This is a genomic window from Shimia sp. R9_1, assembly GCF_017743775.1.
Taxonomy (GTDB): domain Bacteria; phylum Pseudomonadota; class Alphaproteobacteria; order Rhodobacterales; family Rhodobacteraceae; genus Shimia.
Genome location: NZ_JAGHRN010000005.1, coordinates 90,187 through 110,513 on the forward strand (window position 1 = coordinate 90,187; position 20,327 = coordinate 110,513).

Consider the following 20,327-nt stretch of genomic DNA (forward strand, 5'->3'; position numbering starts at 1 on the left):
TCTCGTTAACCACCTGTTAACCATAAAGGCGCAGCCTGAAACTGCGAAACAAAGCAGGTGGGCGACATGGCAGCCGCACGACTGCAAAAACTTTCGGCACCACCGCTCACGCGACAGAGCGCGCGCCTTCCCCTGGCGCGTGCTCTGATCGAGCGCAATACGGTGACACCCTGGCAGGTGTTTTACGCGCTGCAACACGAAGCCCAGTGGGACGCTTCCCTCCCCGAGATATTAACCGCGCGCGGCTGGATTTCAGAGCCGGACATGCGTGCGCTGTTGGCCGAACGCCATGATCTGCGGCAGGTCGATCTCAGCCGAACGCCGCCCGCTGCGGAACTGGCCACGCTCCTGCCCCCGGAATTTTGCTTACAACACAGCGTGTTACCCTGGGCGCGACTTGGCGAGACGGTGATCCTTCTGACAGGCCGCCCGCAAGCGCTGGAAACCCTGCGCGCCGCCCTGCCAGATCCTCTAAAATCCGCGCTCTTTGCTGTTGCGAGCCGTCGCGACATTGAACATCACATCGCGCTCTTTCATCGTAAATCCCTGACTCACCGCGCAGAAACCAGCGTGGCGGAGGCAGACAGCTGCCGCACGCTCGGGCATGCACGCAAAGGCAAAACAGCGATCTTGCTGGCGGTCCTTACGTTGATTGCCGGTCTCGCGGCGGCTTTCCCGACCTTTCTGCGTGACACCCTGCTCTTTTGGACATTGCTCACCCTGATGGGCGCGATTTTTTTACGCCTTGCAGCCCTCTACCAAGCGGCTGTTTCTGCGCGCGACCCGACCGCCGCAAATGCGCTCCCCGAAACCGCCCCGCCAACCGCGATCCCGCAACCTCTCCCCCGCATTTCCGTTCTGGTACCGCTGTTTGACGAGCCGGAAATCGCATCGGCGCTTATCCAAAGGCTCACCCATCTCACCTACCCGCGCGCGCTGCTTGAAATCGTGCTGGTGCTGGAAGAGAAAGACACGCAAACCCGCGCGGCCATTGCCAAAACCCGGCTGCCCCGTTGGATGCGCGTTGTCGAAGTCCCGGCAGGTTCCGGCATCACCACCAAGCCCCGCGCCCTGAACTACGCGCTCCCGTTTTGTCGCGGCGACATCATTGGTGTCTGGGACGCCGAGGACGCACCGGCCAGTGATCAACTGGAAAAAGTCGCGGCCCACTTCGCGCGCGCGGCTCCGGATGTGGCCTGCCTGCAAGGCACGCTGGATTACTACAATCCCTACACCAACTGGCTCTCACGCTGCTTTACCATCGAATATGCTGCTTGGTTCCGGCTGGTGTTGCCCGGCCTTTCAAAGTTGGGGTTTGCGATCCCTCTGGGCGGCACCACGCTGTTTTTCCGGCGTGCCATTCTCGATAATCTTGGCGGCTGGGACAGCCACAACGTGACCGAAGACGCGGACCTCGGCATCCGCCTTGCCCGTCACGGCTACCGCACCGAGCTGCTGGACAGCGTCACCCAGGAAGAAGCCAATTGCGCACCCATTGCCTGGATTCGCCAGCGGTCCCGTTGGCTCAAAGGCTATGCGGCCACCTACATTGTCCACATGCGCCAACCCCGGCTGCTTCTACAGTCCTTGGGACTGCGAGGCTTTATAGGTTTCCAGCTGATCTTCCTGTGCAGCCTCAGCCAATTCTTGCTGGCCCCGCTGCTCTGGCTGCTCTGGGGGGCGGCCTTTGGCCTACCTGCGCCGCTGATCGACCATCTACCCCCCAGCATACAAAATGCCATCACGGCGCTTTTGCTCACCGCCGCCGCAACCAATGGCGCCATCTGGATCACTGCCGTTGCCAAAACCAAACGGCCACGGCTCTACAAATGGATATTCGCGATGCTGATCTATTTCCCGCTCGCCACACTGGCGGCGTTCAAAGGCATGATCGAAATCGCCGTGGCGCCGTTCTATTGGGACAAAACCCGCCATGGCCGCACCGCGGAAGGCATCTCCCACGGGGTCGAGACTCCGGTCCAGAGCACAGACACAGCGGAGATCTAAATCAGCTCTCGTTTTCCTGTTTCAGGCGCGTGACAAAGGCCGTTGAGATATGGGCACGCAGCGCTTCATCTGCCGCGTCCCCGTCACCGGCTGTGATCGCATCCACAATGGCCTGATGCTCCACAATCGTGTCCTCACCCCGCCCCTCCACGGCAATGGAGGTGGTCGCCATCAAAGCCATGGAGCGATGCACAAGGTCGAGCTGCTGCACCAGATACCGGTTGTGGCTGGCCAGATGGATCTGCTTGTGAAACCGCCGGTTGGACCGCGCCAAGGCAGAGGGGTCATCCACCCGCGCCTGATCAGCCTCCACCATGTCTCGCAGCACGCGCACCTCTTCTTGGGTCGCATGACGCGCCGCCAGACGGGCCGCCAGCCCCTCCAGCTCGCTGCGCACCACATAAAGCTCCGCCATCTGGTTGTGATCCAGTGAGTTCACAATCAGGCTGCGCCCATCGCGCGCCAGAAGAGACTGGGTCTCCAGCCGCTGCAGCGCCTCACGGATCGGGGTGCGCGACATGCCAAACTTTTCGGCCAGATCGCTTTCCACCAGCCGGTCCCCCGGTTTGTAGACCCCCACATCAATGGCCTCCAGAATAAGCGTGTAGGCGTCCTTATTCGGGCGAGCGCTTTGGGACATATCGGGCAGCTTCCTTTGCTTCGTTGTGCGGGCCAGCATCGCGCAGCCCCCAAGGTGATGCAACCCCGCCAAAGGCGACAAACGCTCCCCCATTGCACAGAGGACGCCCCCCGCGTATCACGCCTCTATGCCTAAAGATGCTTTTTCCCATGTCACCACCTGGGTGTTTGATCTCGACAACACCCTCTATCCGCCTCAGGCGCGCCTGTTTGATCAGATCGAAGTGCGCATGACCGACTATGTCATGGCCACGCTTGGGGTGGATCGCAGCACCGCCGACCGGATGCGCAAAGAGTATTGGGCGCGTTATGGCACAACGCTCACAGGCCTGATGCGCGAGCATGATGTGGACCCGGCGCCTTATCTTGTGGATGTTCACGATATTTCGCTGGACCATCTGGAGCCGGACGCGGCGTTGGCCTCCCATATCAAGGCGCTGCCGGGCCGTTGCATCGTCTACACCAATGGCACCGCGCCTTATGCCGAGCGCGTGCTTGCCGCCCGCGGCCTTGAGGGGCTCTTTGATGCCATCTACGGCGTGGAGCACGCCGACTTTCTGCCCAAGCCCGAACGCGCGGCGTTTGAGACAATTTTCAGCAAAGATGGCCTCACAACACATGACGCTGCGATGTTTGAAGACGACCCGCGAAACCTGCGGGCGCCTCATGACATGGGCATGCGCACCGTGCACGTAGCCCCTGATTCTATGGAAGAATCTCATATTCACTTCCACACGGACGACCTCACCGGATTTCTTGCAAAGCTGCTCTGAGCGCTTTACCTGCGACACTCTGACCGCTTTCGCCCGATCCCGGGATGCATATGTCAGACGGCGCGACAGGACAGATTCCCGGACAGATTTCCAAACTCTGGAAAGATGCCTGCTGTTGCGCAGCAATCGCTGCCGCTTTTGCGGCGCACCTCCTCCAATTTATCTGCCGCCTGCGGCAGTCGTGAACAGGACACTTCCATGAGCCTTGCAGATGCCTCCGATCTGACCACCCACTCCCATGCCGACGACCACGGTGCTGAAATCACCGGGGCGGGCTGGGTCTATGCCATTGTTGCGCTGCTGGTTGCGCTTTGGGGCACCTCCATTGCTCTGTTCGGCATTCCGGGCCTCTACATCCCGGCCGTGGGCGCGGTTCCAGTGATTTTCCTGGCACTGGTTCTGATCTCCAGAGGGTGACAACCCGCCCACTTGGAACCCGCCCCGCGCGGGCGTATGGTGCGCGCCAGGAGGCGCAGCCATGACCAACAACACCCAAGTGGACATTCTTATTTCCGGTGGCGGCATCGCCGGGCTGACCGCAGCCGCCGCCTTTGGCAGCGCCGGGTTCTCCGTGCAATGCGTGGACCCGACGCCCCCGATCACAGAACGGGACGCGGCTGGTGCTGACATGCGCAGCACCGCCTTTTTGCAGCCGGCTCGCAGCCTTCTGGATGAAGCCGGCCTTTGGGCGCGGCTGGAAGACCACGCCGCCCCGCTTCAGGTCATGCGAATCGTGGATGCAGGTGGCGAGGTTGCCGAGCCGCGCATCGTCAAAGATTTTGACGCCTCAGACCTGTCTGATCTCCCCTTTGGCTGGAACCTGCCAAACTGGCTGCTGCGCCGCGAAATGCTTGCCCGCCTGCAAGACCTCGAAAATGTCGATCTGCGCCTAGGCTGTGGCACCAAGAGCCTCTTCACCCGCACCAACGAAGCCCGCGTCGGCCTGACCGATGGCAGCCAGACCCGTGCCAAACTGGTGATCGCCGCAGACGGGCGCAATTCGCCCATGCGCAAGGCCGCGGGCATTGATGTAAAAACCATCCGCTACGGCCAGAAAGCGCTGGCTCTGGCGGTGACACATCCGATCCCGCACGCCAATGTCTCCACCGAAATTCACCGCTCCGGCGGCCCGTTCACACTGGTACCGCTGCCGGACTACAACGGCATGCCCTCTTCCGCCCTTGTCTGGATGGAACGCGGCCCGCGCGCTGATGCTCTCCTGACCATGGAGAAAGAGGCCTTTGAGACGGAAATGACCGAGCGCAGCTGTGGCCTCTTTGGCCCGCTCACGCTGGCGTCAAACCGCACCATTTGGCCGATCATCTCCCAATCCGCAGAACGTCTGGACGGCGAACGCCTTGCACTTGTGGCAGAGGCCGCCCATGTGGTGCCGCCCATCGGCGCTCAGGGGCTGAACATGAGCCTTGGGGACATGCGCGTCTTGCTTGATCTGGCCAAATCCGATCCTGCGAACCTCGGCAACGCCGCGATGCTGGCAAGCTATCACCGCAAGCGTCATACGGAAATCAAACTGCGGGTGCAGGGCATCGACCTCTTGAACCGCGCCTCCATGGCCGAGGCACAGCCCCTGCGCAATGCCCGCGCCATGGGGTTGAACGCGCTCTATGCGATGGGTCCGGTCCGTAAGACGCTGATGCAGATGGGTCTCGGCGCACGCTGAGGCCTCCTGCCCACAGCAAGCGGCTCAGAGAGGCGCGCAGGCCAGTGCCGCCTCAAAGGACTCAGGCCCTTTGAAAGCACCGATGGCGCGGGTCTGAAGGCGCGCATCGATGAGCTGCGTAGCCACAACATTGCGCCAAGTGGCGTCGGCGGTGATTAACTCAACTCCCTCGCCACAGTCCCTGACACCACCGGAGATAAAGTCCTCTCCGATACGGTGGTTGGTCAGCTCGGTCAGCGTGGCAATTTCGTTCAATTGATTGTCTTCAAACCGCCACACGCGCAGCGTTTTCGCCAGATGCGGGCGGTCGATATAGGCGATTTCCACATGCCCGTCCCCATCAAGATCAGCAGCGCCAATCGGGGCCAGCCAGCGATTGCGGGTGCCAATATGCGGGGTGGCGACGCGGAACCCCTTGGCGTCATAGATCGCCAGCCGCGCGCCTTTGGTCTGGCTGCTTTCCACCACGATGACTTCGCGGCTGCCGTCGCCGTCCACATCCACCAATCGCGGTGCAATGTCTTCAAAAACGAGATGTTCAGGCAATGTGATGCGCAGGGTTTTCTGCGCGTCCGTGACCATCTCAAGGGCGCCATACTCAATGGCGTCCCCCAAAACACCATGCGCATAGCGCGTGGTCTCATCTGTGTAGCGTGCCGAAGTGATGTCTGCCGTGGCGCTGCCCGCGCCGATCAGTATTGCCACCAAGCTCAGAGAGCCGCAGAGCGCGCGCCAAGAGGGCCTTTGCCCCCTCTGTGCCGCGACAGACATCACAGCAGACATCAGATCTGTTTTTCTGGCATTTTGACCACAAGGCCATCCAGCGCATCGGTCACTTTGATCTGGCAGGTCAGACGGGAGGTGGTTGGGTTTGGCTCAAAGGCAAAATCCAGCATGTCTTCTTCCATGTCGTCTTTCGCGGGAAGCTTCTCAACCCAAGCGTCGTCAATATAGACATGGCAGGTCGAACAGGCGCAGGCGCCACCACAGTCTGCCTCAATGCCCGGAATATTGTTGTCGCGTGCGCCTTCCATCACGGTCAGGCCATTGGCGACCTCAACCACGTGTTCGGTTCCACTATGCTCGACATAGGTAATTTTTGCCATGTCTGGCGGCTCCTCTCAAAAACTGTTCGCATCCTTAGTTAGTCAACGGCGGGCGCTGCTTCCAGCCCCTTTCGCGCCATAAAATGCGTGCCTTAGAGACATATCATGCATTTTGCCCATCTGTTTGCGCGCGAAATGCCACAGGTCCGCGCCTATGCGCCGCAGGACAGAGTTTCGCTAAGCCTCAAAACAGGTTACAAAGGGGTCAAACAAAGAGGCCCGAGCATGCCCGTTTTCACAACTCTCAGACCTGTCGCCCTGGCGACAGCCCTCAGCGCGCTGATGTTTCATGGCGGCTGCGACCCGAGTGCTGTGGACTCGCCTTACCTCGCAGCCCGCAGCGCGCCGGAGATCATTCGCGCCGGAGAAAGCGGCACACCGCCCAGCGCACGGGCCGGGAGTTGCTGGGGGCGTGATGTCACACCGGCGGTCGTGGAAACGGTCAGCAATCAGATCATGGTGCAACCGCCTGAAGTACTCGCCGATGGCACAGTCTTGGCCCCCGGCATTTTCCGCACTGAAACCCAACAGCGTATCGTGCGCGAACGGCGCGAGCTGTGGTTTGAAACGCCCTGCCCCGAGGTCTGGACCGAAGAGTTCACCGCCTCGGTTCAACGGGCACTGAAAGTGCGCGGGCTCTATTTTGGCGGCATCAGCGGAACCCCTGACGGGCGCACCCGCGCCGCGATCCAGCGCTACCAAAAGGCCGGAGGGCTCGACAGCGCCATCCTCTCTATTGAGAGCGCACGGCGGCTTGGCCTGATCGCCGTCCCCCGCGAGACGCTTGAAGCTTCCTAGCAACAAAAAAGGGCGCCGCAGCGGGCGCCCTTAAGATCTTTGTGAGTTGCGTTAGTCCTGAATGTTGAGCGCAACGAAACGTGGCTCACCCGCGCGTCGCACCAACAGCAGCAGAGATTTGCGGCCGGCGTCTTTCGCCTCTTGGATGCGATCTTCCAGATCATCAATGGAACGCAGCTTCTGCTGGCCAGCCTCGGTCAGCACATCGCCAGACCGCAGCCCTTTTTCAAAGGCCTTGGAGGTCTCATCCACATTGGTCACAACCAAGCCCTCGGTGCTGTCAGACAGCTCCATCTCGGTGCGCATCTCATCGGTCAGCGTGGTCACGGTGAGGCCAAGGATTTCTTTTTCCTTCGGCTCCTCAGAAGGGGCCGGCTGGCTCGCTGGCACCGCGCCTTCGGCTTCCTCACGACGCCCCAGAGTGACCGCAAGCGTCACTTCAGAGCCATCACGCAGCACCACAACGTCTACGGTTTTGCCAACATTGGTGTTGCCAACGCTGCGCACCAGACCGCGCACATCGGCCACCTCATCGCCATCAAAGCTCAGGATCACGTCGCCGGACTGCATGCCAGCTTCCAGCGCCGGACCTTCCGGCACATCGGTGACCATCGCACCGGCTGCGTTTTTCAGGCCTTCAACCGCGTCAACCATGTCTTCGGTCACATCCTGAATACGTACGCCAAGCCAGCCGCGGCGGGTTTCGCCGAATTCCTGCAACTGATCCACCACACGGGTCACAACGTTGGACGCCATGGAAAAGCCGATGCCGATCGAGCCGCCATTGGGGGACAAAATCGCGGTGTTCACGCCGATCACTTCGCCATCCATGTTGAACAGCGGGCCACCGGAGTTGCCGCGGTTGATCGCCGCGTCGGTCTGAATGTAATCGTCATAAGCGCCGGACAATGCGCGGCCACGCTGCGACACGATGCCAGCCGACACAGAGAAGCCCTGCCCCAGCGGGTTGCCCATGGCCATAACCCAATCGCCAATGCGGGCCGCGTCACTGTCACCGAATTCCACAAATTCCAGCGGCTCGTCAGAGTCGACCTTCAGCAGCGCAATGTCGGTATTGCGGTCGGTACCGATCACTTTGGCTGGCAGCTCCTCGCCGGAGTAGAACTCAACGAGGATTTCATCTGCGCCTTCGATCACGTGGTTGTTTGTCACCACAAAGCCGTCTTCAGAGATCACAAACCCCGAGCCCAATGCAGAGCTGCGGCGCGGGCGGTCGCCCTGCCCCTGCTGGCGATCCTGAAACTCGCGGAAGAAGTCTTCAAACGGGGAGCCCTCAGGCACGATGCCCTGCGGGCCTGTGCGCCCAGCCACCACAGTGGAAGTGGTGATGTTCACCACAGAAGGGCTGATCTGTTCGGCAAGCTCTGCAAAGCTGACGGGACGGTCGTTCTGGGCCAGCGCGGTGAGAGATTGCGCCACATAAAGCGCAGCAGCCAGAAGCATCAACCAAGTCATACGCCAAAAGGCGTGAGTCGGACGTGTGTCCGTGAGTGTGTCAGAAAACACGGTCGGTTCTCCTTTGGTGTTTCATAACCAGACAGGCCAAGCCTGTCGTCTGTACAAAGCATGTGCTCTTCGGGGGCAGGATTCAACCACCTGACCGCCGCGTTGGCACAATTGCCCGTGAACCGGCGTGATATTTTAGGAAGGGCGAAGGGCTGAGCCCTTCGACATCAGTGCAAAGTGTGAGAGGCAGCGGCTTGCGTCTCTGCCTTCAGCGAAGGCCGTTTGGGCACAGGGCGTCGCTTTGGCTTGGGCACGGCCCGTGTGAACGCCGCCAGCGCAATGCCAAATTCTGCGGCAAGTCCCGAAAAACAAAGGGCCATATCCGGGCGCACGATCAGCGACGCCAGCAGCGCGGCATCCTCGTTTTCGCCGTTTGACGCGGCCTCAATCAGATGCGCAAACACCGCCTCATCAGCCCCCAGACAGTTGCAATAGAGCCCGTGGCGGCACAAAGGGCGGCGGCCAAACTGGTGACCAACCTGCATCAAATCGGCAAACACACCGCTCACATTGCGGGCGCGCTCCGGCCCCAGAGCCATACCCAAACTGTTCTGCAAGGCGGCCTGCCCCTCAGGATCACGCTCCCAATGGCGCAACCACCGCACGGCCAATCGCTCTACATCGTTGAGATCCTCGAGCAATCCGACGCGCTGCGCTCCGCGTGTCATCGCGCCGCTCATTTGGTCAGAATCAATTTTCCTGCGCGGGTGATGCGCAGCGTATACAGCTGGTCATTCAGTCGAATGTGCGCCAGACCGTTTTCCCCGGTCAGGATACGCGCATCGTGCACTGGCATCGCATTTGTGTAGTCGGTGGTCTGAGTTTGCATGGTCATGGGACGCTCCATCAATTGCGGTGTTCGGCTTCCCATCGGGTGGCTGACCCCTTTCTGACTATTTTAGTCGGAATTGTCAACGCTTCAAAATCAAACTCTGCCAACCAAGCAAAACAGCGCCCCGAAAGGCGCTGTGAAACGTGTGTCTTGCTTGAAAGTTTGGCGTTTCGCTTACCAGATCCGCGAACAGCTCTTCAGCTGCTGCTGGTAGCGTGCCGAGCGGCTGGCCACATCATCGGCAATCCGCGTCAGCCAAGGCTTATTGCGATAGTTGCCGCGCGCGTAGCCGGTATGACCTTCGTGGTAGTTCAGGTACTGCGCACGCGCGTCATGCAGGGACACGCCGTTGCGGTCGCGCGATTCATTCATGTACCAGCCCATAAAATCAGTGGCGTCGCGAATGTCATCACGCCGCGCACCCCGGCTGCGGGTCTCGCGCTTATACTCATCCCACGTGCCGTCCAGCGCCTGCGCATAGCCATAGGCGCTGCTCTGACGGCCCATCGGCAGCACACCCAGCGCATATTTGTGCGGTGTCCGCGCGTTGCCAATGAATTTGCTCTCCTGATACAGCACAGCCATCTGCACATGCACCGGAACACCCCACTTGCGCTGGGTGGTGCTGAACGCGCGCTTGAAGTGCGGCCGTTCTTTCAGAATCGCACAAGCGTTTTCCAAATTGCTGGGCGCGCGGGTATCGGTGCTGCTACACGCAGCCACAAAGCCCAAAAGCACCAGCGCGAAGAGAAGTCTGCTCATCTGCCTCTCGCTATATCGTATTGTCTTTTTTGACAGTCTACCGGATTTCCAGTGCGGCGGTAAATCACAATTAGACGTTATAACAACAAGGTTAACAGGAGTGGCAGCCCAATCACCGAGGCCACAGTGGACACCACTACAAAGCCTGCGACCGCATCCGCATCCGCCTTATATTTCTCCGCCAGAAGATAGCTGCTGACCCCCACAGGCATCGCCATCTGCAGCACCAGAACGCCCAGCAAAAGGCCCGAGAGCCCAAACAACGAGGCGATTCCCCAACCGATCGCTGCACAGGCCAGAAACTTCACAACCGACAGGCAGACCGCAATCATGACCCGCCCGGGCGTCAGCCGCGCCACGGCAACCCCAAGTGTCAGCAGCATAAGCGGGATGGCCATCTGCCCGATCAAATCAAGCGTGTTGGTCATAAAGTCGGGCGTCTCCCAGCCCATGTAGAGAAACAGCGCGCCCAGCAAAGTGGCCCAGATCATCGGCTCCTGCACCATTTTACCCAAAGCCCCCTCGCCCGCCACGATCCAGATGCCCCAGGTGAAGGACAAGAGCGCCGTGACCGCCAAAAGCACGACTGAGGCTTCAAGCCCGGCCTGCCCAAAGGCAAACAGCGCAAGCGGCACGCCAAGGTTGCCCGTATTGCCAAAAATGAAGGGTGCAAGATAGGTGCGCAGGTCCAAACCGGCCAGCTTCAGGAGCAGCCAACCGAGCGCGCCGGTTGCAAAATATCCCGCAAATCCAGCCGCTGTCAGGCGCGCCAAATCACCAAGATCCGCCTCGGTTTTCATCAGCGCCGTAAAGATCAGACAGGGCACCGCCAAATTCACGCCAAGGCGCGTAACAAATTGAATTCTATATTCAAAACCGGCCTTGACCCAGGCAAATCCAACCCCCGCAACCAGGAACACCGGCGCGACAATTTCCAACACTGTTAAGATTAGGTTCACAGACTGTTTCCCGCTAAAATTCGGCTAAAGTTGGACAAAGCCCCCTTGCAGGGTCTAACTTTGAGGAGTAGGGCCTGCAACACATGTTAAAAACACGCGCGAAATATTACCTTGGCCAAGTGGTCCGTCACCGCAAGCATCCTTTCCGGGGTGTGGTGTTTGATGTTGATCCAGAATTTGCCAACACCGAAGAGTGGTACGAGGCCATTCCCGAGGACAGCCGCCCTGCGAAAGAGCAACCTTTCTATCATCTGCTGGCTGAAAACGAACAAAGCTACTATGTGGCCTATGTGTCAGAGCAGAACCTGATTGCGGACTACTCCGGCGAGCCTGTGACCCATCCGGATCTGGATGAGATGTTCGGCCCGTTTGAAGACGGCTCCTACCCGCTGCATTTCGCACTGAACTGACATTTGCCAAACGCACATGAAGCGACGCCGGGCCACCTGACCCGGCGTTTTTATTTACTCGGTGACAATCGGCGCGCCGCGTTTCTTCCATGCGCCAAAGCCGCCTTCCATTTCTGCGATATTCTCGACACCCATGTCCTGCAGCGCCTTCACTGAAAGCGCTGAGCGCCAGGCGCTGGCGCAATAGAGGATCAGCGTCTTGTCGGTTGCCAGCTCTTCTTTGTGATAAGGGCTGTCTGGCGCAATCCAGAATTCCTACATGCCGCGCGGTGCATGAAAGGCGCCCTCAATGCGCCCATCGCGCGCCAGTTCACGCGGATCTCTGATGTCGACAAACAGCGCCTCTCCCGCGGTCACCATCTCGGCGGCCTCTTCCTGCGACAGCGTCCGAATGTCCGCTTTGGCGTTCTCCACAAGTGTTTTGATTGGTGTGATGGCCATGATTAATACCCGATTGCTGCGCCGTCTTTGCGCGGATCAGACGCACCTTCCAGAACGCCTGAGGCATGAATGCGAATGGCCTGCGCGCCCCCAATTGGCATCGCCGGCACCACCACATTGTGCCCCAGATCCGCGAGCCCCTGTTTCACGTCATCACTGTAACCACGCTCCAGTTTCAGCTCGCCATCTTCAATGAAGGACCGTGGTGCATCCAGTGCGGCCTGCGGGTCCATTCCGAAGTCTTCGATGTTGGACAGCACGCGCGCATGGCCATTGGGCTGATAGTGCCCCCCCATCACGCCAAAGGGCATTTCCACACGGCCGTCACGCCGTACCATGCCCGGAATGATCGTATGCATCGGACGTTTGCCGCCCAGCATTTCGTTCGGGTGACCTTCATTCAGGGTAAAGCCCCCGCCCCTGTTCTGCATCAGGATCCCGAATTTGTCAGAGGCAATGCCTGATCCAAAGGCATGGAAAATCGAATAGATCATCGACACCGCCATGCCGTCTTTGTCCACAACCGTCAGATACACCGTGTCCTTATGCACTGCTTCCGTCAGCGGCGCGGCAGCGGCCATCGCCCGTTTGGGATCAATCAACGCGGCCAGCTTTTCCGCGGTCTTCAGTGACAGAATATGTTCGGTGCGGGCTGTGGTGTCCGGATCAGCAATCAGACGGTCGCGCGCATCATAAGCCAGCTTGGCCGCCTCAGCCTCAATGTGCGTGCGCTCCACCCCAAAAGGATCCATCGACGCGATATCAAAATGATTGAGGATATTGAGCATCAAGATCGCCGTTGCGCCTTGCCCGTTTGGCGGATGCTCCAGCAGCTCAGCCCCCTTGTAGGTGCCACCAATCGGGGTTGTGTCATTCCCGGCGGTGGCCGCAAAATCCTCAAGCGTGTGGGTGCCGCCCATCGCCTGCAGGGTGGCCACCATATCCTCGGCGATTTCTCCGGTGTAGAAAGCATCGCGCCCCTGTGCGGCCACACGGCGCAGCACCTCTGCCTGCCCCGGGGCGCGGAAGATATCGCCTTTCACCAGTGGCTTGCCGTCTTTCAGGTAATGCCGCCGCCCGTGCCCTTGCAGATTGCCTTGGGTCTGGTGCCAGTCAAAGGCCGACCGTGGCCCCACCGGAATACCCTCTTCAGCGTAGTGGATCACCGGTGCGAGGCTATCGGCGATCCCAAGTTTGCCATAGCGCTCAGACAGGGTGCAAAACCCGTCAATTGCGCCGGGAATGGTCACGGCCTCCACCCCAAAGAGCGGCACCGCCTCAAGCCCCCGCGCACGCAGATCGGCGGCATTGGCCCCGGCAGGCGCACGACCAGATCCGTTAAAGGCCAAAACATCATTGCTGCCCGCCGGTGAAACCAGCGCAAAACAATCGCCCCCAATCCCCGTTGATGCAGGCTCACAAATCCCCAACAGCACAGATCCTGCGATGGCCGCATCCATCGCGTTGCCGCCTTTGCGCAGGATATCGACCGCCACCTCTGCCGCCAAAGGTGTGGACGTGGCACACATGCCGTTGGTCGCCATGACAGCAGAACGGCCCGGAAAATGAAAATCTCTCATGAACTCTCCCTCACTTGTTAACGGATGTTAGGGAGCGGGAGGCGCTTTGCAACCGCCTCACCAAAAAGTGGCGCGTGATTTTAAGCAAAGATGGGGATGTACGTGAAAGCTGCGCGCTTAGTCGGGCACGCGGAAACGCAAAGCGTTGTGACCGGAGGCCCGGCGTTTGTAATCAATGTCTTCGGCGAGCGTGCGCACCAGCCCCCAGCCAAAGCCACCTTCCGGCAGCTCTTCCATGGCACCGTCCACATCGGGCATCACGCCCGCTGGCAGCTGCCCATCCGGCATCGCCGCGCCATTGTCGCGCACTTCGACGTTCCAGCACTGTTCGACATAATTGCAAGTGACGACGATCTGGCCATCTTCGCGTCCGGCCAGCGCATGTTCGACCACATTGTTCAGCACTTCAGCCAGCACCAATTCCAACACGCCCGCATTGCAGGCTGCAAACTCCTCAGCTGTCAGCTTCTGCCGCAGCGTCTCGAGCGCATTGCGCACCTCTTGCGGGGTGCCTGCGAGCTCGATGTGGATGTCTGATTGCGAATTGGTCACGCGTGTGAGTGCCCTACTTTGCAAAGATCTCTTATTCGGTGATGGCTTCTTCCAGCGTCGCGTGGATCCGGAACACCGTATCCATGCGGGTCAGTCGAAATACCTTATCAACATTCTCATTGAGCCCGGCGAGCTCCAGCGGGTTTTCACCGCCCAGTTGCTTCATGGCCGCGACAATCGCGCCAAGGCCGCTCGAATCGATGAAGTCTACTTCGGACAAATTTAGCACCACGCGCCCTTCAACATTCTCGGTTTCTTCCCGCATACGATCCTTGAACTGAATCGCAACAGACGCATCAATGCGCGCTTCGTGAACTGACACCACAAGTGCTCCGCCCTCTGCCTTACTCGACAGATTCATAAGACGTCTCCTTCAACATTCGTCCTCAGGAAACACTATTCGGAATTCGTTACCAAGTTATGAGCGGGCGCCGGTCCAAATTGTTTATCGGCGTGCCTTTTCTGACTCATCATCCTGAAACATCCTTGCAAAGATTACCCGTCAAAGCCAAGCACATAGTGAAAGACATCGCGGAGGAGGAGCGAAGGGATGCGGAGAGTAGTGATTGCAGGCGCCGCGCGCACGCCAATGGGAGGGTTTCAAGGGGCTTTTGACGGTGTGGAGGCGGCCGAACTGGGCGGAACCGCGATCAAAGCGGCCCTGAAAGACGCCGGGACAGAGACCGCCGAAGAGGTGCTCATGGGCTGCGTTTTGCCTGCAGGCCAGGGTCAGGCTCCGGCGCGTCAGGCGGGCTTTAAGGCCGGGCTGGGCGAAGAGGTGCCCGCCACAACGCTGAACAAGATGTGCGGCTCGGGCATGAAAGCCGCGATGATGGCGTTTGACACCGTTGCTTTGGGAGATCGCGACGTCATGATCGCGGGCGGCATGGAAAGCATGACCAACGCGCCTTATGTGCTGCCCAAAATGCGCGGCGGCGCACGCATTGGCCACCAGCAGGTGGTGGATCACATGTTCCTCGACGGTCTTGAGGATGCCTATGACAAGGGCCGCCTGATGGGCACCTTTGCCGAAGATTGCGCCGAAAGCTTTCAGTTCACCCGCGAGGCGCAGGATGAATACGCGCTGCAATCGCTCTCCAACGCATTGGAGGCGCAAAAGTCAGGCGCTTTTGACGGCGAAATTGCCCCGGTCACCCTGAGCACACGCAAAGGCACCGTCGAAATCAGCGAAGATGAACAACCCGGCAACGCGCGCCCCGACAAAATCCCGCAACTGAAACCGGCCTTCCGCAAAAACGGCACGGTCACGCCCGCCAACAGCTCTTCGATTTCCGATGGCGCTGCCGCACTTGTGATTGCCTCAGAGAAAGCCGCAGAAGCGCAAGGCCTCAAGGTGCGCGCCCATATCGTGGGGCACGCCAGCCACGCTCAGGCGCCCGGCCTGTTCACCACGGCTCCTGTGCCTGCGGCTCAGAAGCTTTTGAAGAAAATCGGCTGGCAGAAAGAAGACGTTGAGCTCTGGGAGGTCAACGAAGCCTTTGCCGTGGTGCCGATGGCCTTCATGCAAGAGATGGGACTGAGCCGCGATATCGTGAATGTAAACGGCGGGGCCTGCGCGCTTGGTCACCCGATCGGGGCCAGCGGTGCGCGCATCATGGTGACGCTCTTGAATGCCATGGAAAAACGCGGCCTGAAGCGCGGCGTCGCGGCGATCTGCATCGGCGGCGGCGAAGGCACGGCAATCGCCATCGAACGCCCCTGAGACATCTCTCCAAAATCACAAAGGCCGCGAGACTTTCTCGCGGCCTTTTGCGTTTCACTTTACCGGCTCACGCGCCCAGCGCTTTGGCCAGCCAGACCAGCAACAGCCCAAGGGCCATCGCCGCAAGCCCCATATAGCGGCGCTGCGTCTCGGGGATCGCGCGCAGCATCGCAAGCAGGTCTTCGACAATCGAAGGGGCCAGTGCGTACACCAGCCCCTCCACAATCAACACAAGCCCAAGGGCCAGAAGTGCAACGCCCAGCATCAGCGGCCTTGCGCGTCCTTGAAGTAGTTGAAGAATTCACTCTCAGGCGACAACACCATGGTGGAGTTGTTGGACTGCAGCGCCGCACGGTACGCATTGAGCGAGCGGTAGAATTCAAAGAATTCCGGATCTTCACCAAAGGACTGCGCAAAAATCGCGTTCCGCTCCGCATCCGCTTCACCGCGTGTGATCTCAGACTGACGCTGCGCATCAGACACGAGCTCCACCACAGTACGATCCGCCTGCGCGCGCTTACGCTGTGCAGCCTCTTCACCGCGGGCGATCTCGTCCGCCGCTTCCCGTTCACGTTCTGCACGCATCCGCGCAAAGGTCGCTTCAAGGTTGGCTGGCGGCAGGTCGGTGCGCTTCAGGCGCACGTCGATCACTTCCAGACCCAGCGAACGCGCCTCAGAGATCGCATTGTCGCGAATACGGTTCATCAGGCTTTCACGCTCGGTGGACAGCACCTGATCGGACCGCACGGAACCAAGCACCTCACGGGTCTGCGCCCGCAGGATGTTGTCCAGACGCTGCTCCGCCAGCGCTTCACCACCGGCACCAACAGCCAGACGGAACTGGGTGACATCCGCGATCCGGAAACGCGCAAACGCATCCACGATCAGACGACGATCATCCAGCGGGGTGACTTCCAGCGGGCCAACTTCGCGGCTCAGGATACGGTCATCATAGCGCACAACCTCTTGAATCAAAGGAATTTTAAACGCCAGACCCGGATCCTCTTTCACAGAGACCACACGGCCAAATTGCAGCACCAGCGCCTTTTGACGTTCATCCACGATGAACAGGGAGGACAGAATGCCGGCAATGATGATCACCAGAACAGGCAGAAGATATGTTGCCTTTTTCATATCAGTTGCTCCCCTTGCGCAGTTCGTTCAGCGGCAGGTAAGGCACCACGCCCTGATCCCCGGTGTTTTCATCGATGATCACTTTATCGATGCCACCCAGAACATCTTCCATGGTCTCCAGATAAAGACGCTTGCGGGTCACATCAGGCGCTTTGGCGTATTCTTCCAGAACAGCGGAGAAGCGGCTCGCCTCACCCTGTGCCTGGTTCACAACCTGCGCACGGTAGGCTTCGGCCTCTTCCAGAATCTGCGCGGCTTCACCACGCGCCCCGGCAGTCACACGGTTGGAGTAAGCGTCTGCCTGTTTCTCAAGACGGTCGCGCTCCTGACTTGCCGATTGCACTTCGCGGAAAGCGTCTTTCACTTCTTCGGGCGGATCGGCACCGTCAAAGTTCACCCGCACGATGTTCACACCGGAGTTATAGGTGTCCAGCGTGGTTTGGATGCTCTCCTGCAGACGGTCCGTGATGATACCACGGTCGCGGTTCAGCACCGGCGCCAGCTCAGATTGCGCGATGATTTCACGCATCGCAGATTCAGACACGGCGCGGATGGTTTCCTGCGGGTCACGCAGGTTGAACAGATACTGCGCCGGATCAGAGATGTTCCAGACCACCTGGAAATCAATGTCGACGATGTTCTCGTCCCCGGTCAGCATCAGCCCATCCGTGCGGCTGCCACGGGTCGGGATGTCTTCGGTCTGTTCGTTGGTGACCGGAAGAACCTCGGCAGTGACCAGCGGCCAGGGGGCAAAGTTCAGACCTGGATTGCCGGTTGCGGAATACTCACCAAGAAACAGCTCAACGGACTTTTCTTCGGGCTTTACGGTGTAAAAGCTCGCCATCGCCCAGAGACCGGCAGCGACCAGGGCACCAATCGCAACGGTGCCTTTGGTCAGACCGGGGCCGCCTTGGCCTCCGGCACCACCGCCATTGCGCTGGCCTCCGCCACCGCCACGGCCGCCCATCAGAACGCGCAGCTGATCCTGACCCTTTTTCATCAGGTCATCGATGTCCGGGATCTGCGGCCCGTCACCCTGCGGCGGACGTTGGCCGTTTCCATTGTTGTTGCCGCGATTTCCGCCGCCGCCTTGGTTATTGCCGCCCCCTCCCCAGGGGCCGCCATTGTTACCTGCCATACGGGATCTTCCCTCTCTACGTATCGTCATTGGCGCACCCTCTAAACCTGAGGGCTGCGCCGAAAAAATCAACCCATCCGCCACTTAGGTGCTGCGGCTGGGCACCTTCATCGTCACAAGTTCCTCTGACATGGTCGGGTGCACGGCCACCGTCCGGTCAAAGTCCTCTTTGGTTGCGCCCATTTTTACGGCGATGCCGGCAAGCTGGATCATCTCACCTGCCCCCGGTGCCACGATGTGACAGCCAAGCACCTTGCGGTTGGCCTTGCTGACAATCAGCTTCATCAGCACACGCTCCGCACGACCGGCAAAGGCCTGCTGCATCGGCTTGAAGCTCGCAGTATAGACCTCAATCGGTTCCTGCGCTGCGGCTTCCTCCTCGCTCAGCCCCACGGTGCCCATTTCCGGCTGTGTGAAGATGGCGGTCGGGATCAGCTCGTGATCCACCTCGGTTGGGTTGCCTTTGAACACGGTTTCCACAAAGGCCATGCCTTCGCGGATCGCCACAGGGGTCAGGTTGACACGGTCGGTGACATCGCCCACCGCATAGACCGACGGCACGCCGGTCTGGCTGTAGCTGTCGACTTCCACTTCGCCCTTGCGGCCAAGCTGCACGCCGATCTCTTCCAGCCCCATGTTCTCGGTGTTGGGCGCACGTCCTGTGGCAAACATCACCTGATCAAACAGATGGGTCTTGCCGTGGGTGTCGGTGACAGCGATCTGCTCACCTTCTTTGCGCATCTCAGCCACATTGGTGTTGAGCTGCACGTCAATGCCGCGCTGCACCATCTCCTCAGAGACCATGGTGCGGGCTTCATCATCAAACCCACGCAGGATCTGCGGGCCACGATAGAACTGGGTGGTTTTCACACCCAGACCGTTCATGATGCCGGCAAATTCAGAGGCGATATACCCGCCGCCCACAATCAGGATGCTTTCGGGCAGTTTTTCCAGATGGAAAATCTCGTTGGAGCTGATGCCCAGCTCCGCCCCCGGCAGGTCCGGCCATACCGGACGGCCACCCATGGCGAGCAGCACATGTTTCGCAGTTTTGCGGGTGCCATCGGCCAGCTCAACAGTGTGGGCATCCACCATCTTGGCGCGCTGATCAAAGCTCTCCACACCGCTGTTTTTCAGCAGGTTGCGGTAGATGCCTTCCAGACGGTCCAGCTCCGCATGCAGCTTCACCTTGAACGCATCCCAGCTGAAATCACCGGGCTGGATGTCCCAGCCATAGGCCTGCGCATCCCCCACCATTCCGGAATACTCGGAGGCAAACACCATCAGCTTTTTGGGCACACAGCCCCGGATCACACAGGTGCCCCCGTAGCGGTCCTCTTCGGCCAGGGCGACCTTCACACCTTCGGCTGCCGCCACACGCGCAGCCCGTACACCACCGGAGCCACCGCCGATGACAAAGAGATCGTAATCAAATGACATGATTGGCCTTTTTGTTAGTCCACAAGATCCGTGAACAGATTGTCTGTTTCTGCGAAATCCAGCATCGCTTCTTCGATTGTGCCGGCATTGATGTCACGCACTTCCACGCGACCGTCGCCATAGCCGACCACAACAGCATCACAGATATCGATGAAGAGTCCGTTTTCAACCACGCCCGGCATCTGGTTGATTGCCAGCGCAAGTTGCCGTGCATCTCCGATCCGGTTGAGGTGCAAATCAAGGATGTGATTACCCTCATCGGTCACAAAAGGCGCAGCGCCATTCATCCGCAATGTGCTTGTCCGGCCAAGCACATCCATGCTCACAAGGGTCTCTTCAATCAACGCCTGTGTGGTCTGCCAGCCAAAAGGCACGACCTCCAGCGGCAAGGGGAACGTACCGAGCGTCTCGACCTCTTTGCCCACATCAGCAATCACAACCATTTGATCAGAGGCGGTGGCCACGATCTTCTCCTGCAACAGCGCGCCGCCGCCGCCTTTGATCAGATTGAGATCCGCATCAAACTCATCCGCGCCGTCAATGGTCACATCCAGCCACTTAGCTTCATCAAGGCTGATCACCTCGATGCCCACTTCCCGCGCCAGCTCGGCGGTGCGGGTGGAGGTTGGCACGCCTTTGATCCGCAGCCCCTGATCGCGCACCATTTCGCCAAGGCACCGCACCAGCCAGGCCGCGGTTGATCCGGTCCCCAGCCCCACGCGCATGCCATCCTCGACATAGTCCGTGGCGCGTTTGGCGGCGACAAATTTGGCCTTGTCGATGGGCGACAATTCTCCGGTCATTGCGGCAACTCCCTGCATACTT

At 59.7% G+C, this 20,327-nt stretch carries 23 protein-coding genes and 1 pseudogene; 7 read left to right on the plus strand and 17 right to left on the minus strand.

The features are described 5' to 3' along the window. The first annotated feature begins 66 nt into the window (after positions 1-66). On the plus strand, positions 67-2,007 hold the full coding sequence (locus J7399_RS15800; protein WP_209087457.1) for a glycosyltransferase family 2 protein: 1,941 nt from the start codon (positions 67-69) through the stop codon (positions 2,005-2,007). Between the two features lies 1 nt (position 2,008). Here the strand turns inward: J7399_RS15800 and J7399_RS15805 are convergent, their stop codons facing one another. Further along, positions 2,009-2,647 (minus strand): GntR family transcriptional regulator, encoded by a 639-nt coding sequence (locus J7399_RS15805; protein ID WP_209065823.1) that lies wholly within the window; start codon positions 2,645-2,647, stop codon positions 2,009-2,011. 127 nt (positions 2,648-2,774) lie between these two features. Between J7399_RS15805 and J7399_RS15810 the strand changes: the two genes are divergently transcribed. The 3 genes from J7399_RS15810 (at position 2,775) to J7399_RS15820 (ending at position 5,100) form a co-directional block, all read left to right on the plus strand. Beyond that, positions 2,775-3,419: a pyrimidine 5'-nucleotidase gene (locus J7399_RS15810; RefSeq protein WP_209087459.1), complete on the plus strand. Its 645-nt coding sequence runs from the start codon at positions 2,775-2,777 to the stop codon at positions 3,417-3,419. Positions 3,420-3,617: 198 nt separating this feature from the next. After that, entirely contained in the window at positions 3,618-3,836 is a 219-nt protein-coding gene (locus J7399_RS15815; protein WP_209080554.1) for a hypothetical protein, read from the plus strand. 61 nt (positions 3,837-3,897) lie between these two features. Continuing rightward, on the plus strand, positions 3,898-5,100 hold the full coding sequence (locus J7399_RS15820) for a UbiH/UbiF family hydroxylase (protein WP_209087461.1): 1,203 nt from the start codon (positions 3,898-3,900) through the stop codon (positions 5,098-5,100). Between the two features lie 24 nt (positions 5,101-5,124). On the opposite strand, the gene J7399_RS15825 is transcribed toward J7399_RS15820, so the two are convergent. Together J7399_RS15825 and J7399_RS15830 are read right to left on the minus strand one after the other, a co-directional pair. Next, positions 5,125-5,883, minus strand: coding sequence for a VCBS repeat-containing protein (locus tag J7399_RS15825; protein ID WP_247742931.1), 759 nt, complete (start codon positions 5,881-5,883; stop codon positions 5,125-5,127). After that, positions 5,883-6,206 (minus strand): 2Fe-2S iron-sulfur cluster-binding protein, encoded by a 324-nt coding sequence (locus tag J7399_RS15830; protein ID WP_209087463.1) that lies wholly within the window; start codon positions 6,204-6,206, stop codon positions 5,883-5,885. Before J7399_RS15830 ends, J7399_RS15825 begins: the two co-directional genes overlap by 1 nt. Positions 6,207-6,431: 225 nt before the next feature. Between J7399_RS15830 and J7399_RS15835 the strand changes: the two genes are divergently transcribed. Next, the gene (locus J7399_RS15835; protein ID WP_247738935.1) at positions 6,432-7,004 is read left to right on the plus strand and encodes a peptidoglycan-binding domain-containing protein; all 573 of its coding nucleotides are present in this window, start codon (positions 6,432-6,434) and stop codon (positions 7,002-7,004) included. A 51-nt stretch (positions 7,005-7,055) separates the two neighbouring features. Here J7399_RS15835 and J7399_RS15840 read toward each other — a convergent pair whose 3' ends face one another. The 5 genes from J7399_RS15840 to J7399_RS15860 form a co-directional block, all read right to left on the minus strand. Next, positions 7,056-8,480: a Do family serine endopeptidase gene (locus J7399_RS15840; RefSeq protein WP_209087998.1), complete on the minus strand. Its 1,425-nt coding sequence runs from the start codon at positions 8,478-8,480 to the stop codon at positions 7,056-7,058. 218 nt (positions 8,481-8,698) lie between these two features. Continuing rightward, positions 8,699-9,199: a hypothetical protein gene (locus tag J7399_RS15845; RefSeq protein ID WP_209065818.1), complete on the minus strand. Its 501-nt coding sequence runs from the start codon at positions 9,197-9,199 to the stop codon at positions 8,699-8,701. Between the two features lie 8 nt (positions 9,200-9,207). Then, on the minus strand, positions 9,208-9,327 hold the full coding sequence (gene hemP, locus J7399_RS15850) for a hemin uptake protein HemP (RefSeq protein ID WP_247738944.1): 120 nt from the start codon (positions 9,325-9,327) through the stop codon (positions 9,208-9,210). 210 nt (positions 9,328-9,537) lie between these two features. After that, complete coding sequence (locus tag J7399_RS15855) at positions 9,538-10,125, minus strand: lytic transglycosylase (RefSeq protein ID WP_209087465.1); 588 nt, start codon at positions 10,123-10,125, stop codon at positions 9,538-9,540. Positions 10,126-10,202: 77 nt separating this feature from the next. Further along, positions 10,203-11,084, minus strand: coding sequence for an AEC family transporter (locus tag J7399_RS15860; RefSeq protein WP_209087467.1), 882 nt, complete (start codon positions 11,082-11,084; stop codon positions 10,203-10,205). An 83-nt stretch (positions 11,085-11,167) separates the two neighbouring features. Here J7399_RS15860 and hspQ point away from each other — a divergent pair, with 83 nt between their 5' ends. Further along, positions 11,168-11,494 (plus strand): heat shock protein HspQ, encoded by a 327-nt coding sequence (gene hspQ / locus J7399_RS15865; protein ID WP_209065814.1) that lies wholly within the window; start codon positions 11,168-11,170, stop codon positions 11,492-11,494. 54 nt (positions 11,495-11,548) lie between these two features. Here the strand turns inward: hspQ and J7399_RS15870 are convergent. From J7399_RS15870 to J7399_RS15885, 4 genes and pseudogenes are all read right to left on the minus strand, one after another. Then, positions 11,549-11,935 (minus strand): annotated as a pseudogene (locus tag J7399_RS15870) (rhodanese-like domain-containing protein). Positions 11,936-11,937: 2 nt separating this feature from the next. Beyond that, a complete protein-coding gene (locus J7399_RS15875; RefSeq protein ID WP_209087470.1) occupies positions 11,938-13,515 on the minus strand; it encodes a gamma-glutamyltransferase family protein in 1,578 nt (525 codons plus the stop codon). 117 nt (positions 13,516-13,632) lie between these two features. Continuing rightward, on the minus strand, positions 13,633-14,067 hold the full coding sequence (locus J7399_RS15880) for an ATP-binding protein (RefSeq protein WP_209087472.1): 435 nt from the start codon (positions 14,065-14,067) through the stop codon (positions 13,633-13,635). Positions 14,068-14,098: 31 nt separating this feature from the next. Then, on the minus strand, positions 14,099-14,428 hold the full coding sequence (locus tag J7399_RS15885) for an STAS domain-containing protein (RefSeq protein WP_209087474.1): 330 nt from the start codon (positions 14,426-14,428) through the stop codon (positions 14,099-14,101). A 189-nt stretch (positions 14,429-14,617) separates the two neighbouring features. Here J7399_RS15885 and J7399_RS15890 point away from each other — a divergent pair, with 189 nt between their 5' ends. Then, a complete protein-coding gene (locus tag J7399_RS15890; RefSeq protein WP_209087476.1) occupies positions 14,618-15,790 on the plus strand; it encodes an acetyl-CoA C-acyltransferase in 1,173 nt (390 codons plus the stop codon). A gap of 67 nt (positions 15,791-15,857) precedes the next feature. Here the strand turns inward: J7399_RS15890 and J7399_RS15895 are convergent, their stop codons facing one another. From J7399_RS15895 to rpiA, 5 genes are all read right to left on the minus strand, one after another. Beyond that, the gene (locus tag J7399_RS15895) at positions 15,858-16,055 is read right to left on the minus strand and encodes a DUF2065 family protein (protein ID WP_209087478.1); all 198 of its coding nucleotides are present in this window, start codon (positions 16,053-16,055) and stop codon (positions 15,858-15,860) included. Further along, a complete protein-coding gene (locus J7399_RS15900) occupies positions 16,055-16,924 on the minus strand; it encodes a protease modulator HflC (protein WP_209087481.1) in 870 nt (289 codons plus the stop codon). The genes J7399_RS15895 and J7399_RS15900 overlap by 1 nt, the downstream gene beginning before the upstream one ends. A 1-nt stretch (position 16,925) precedes the next feature. Next, positions 16,926-18,062: an FtsH protease activity modulator HflK gene (gene hflK / locus J7399_RS15905; protein ID WP_209087483.1), complete on the minus strand. Its 1,137-nt coding sequence runs from the start codon at positions 18,060-18,062 to the stop codon at positions 16,926-16,928. Positions 18,063-18,146: 84 nt separating this feature from the next. Further along, positions 18,147-19,502, minus strand: a complete 1,356-nt coding sequence (gor, locus tag J7399_RS15910) for a glutathione-disulfide reductase (protein WP_209087485.1) — start codon at positions 19,500-19,502, stop codon at positions 18,147-18,149. A gap of 14 nt (positions 19,503-19,516) precedes the next feature. Continuing rightward, positions 19,517-20,305 (minus strand): ribose-5-phosphate isomerase RpiA, encoded by a 789-nt coding sequence (gene rpiA, locus J7399_RS15915; protein WP_209065804.1) that lies wholly within the window; start codon positions 20,303-20,305, stop codon positions 19,517-19,519. Positions 20,306-20,327: the final 22 nt, after the last annotated feature.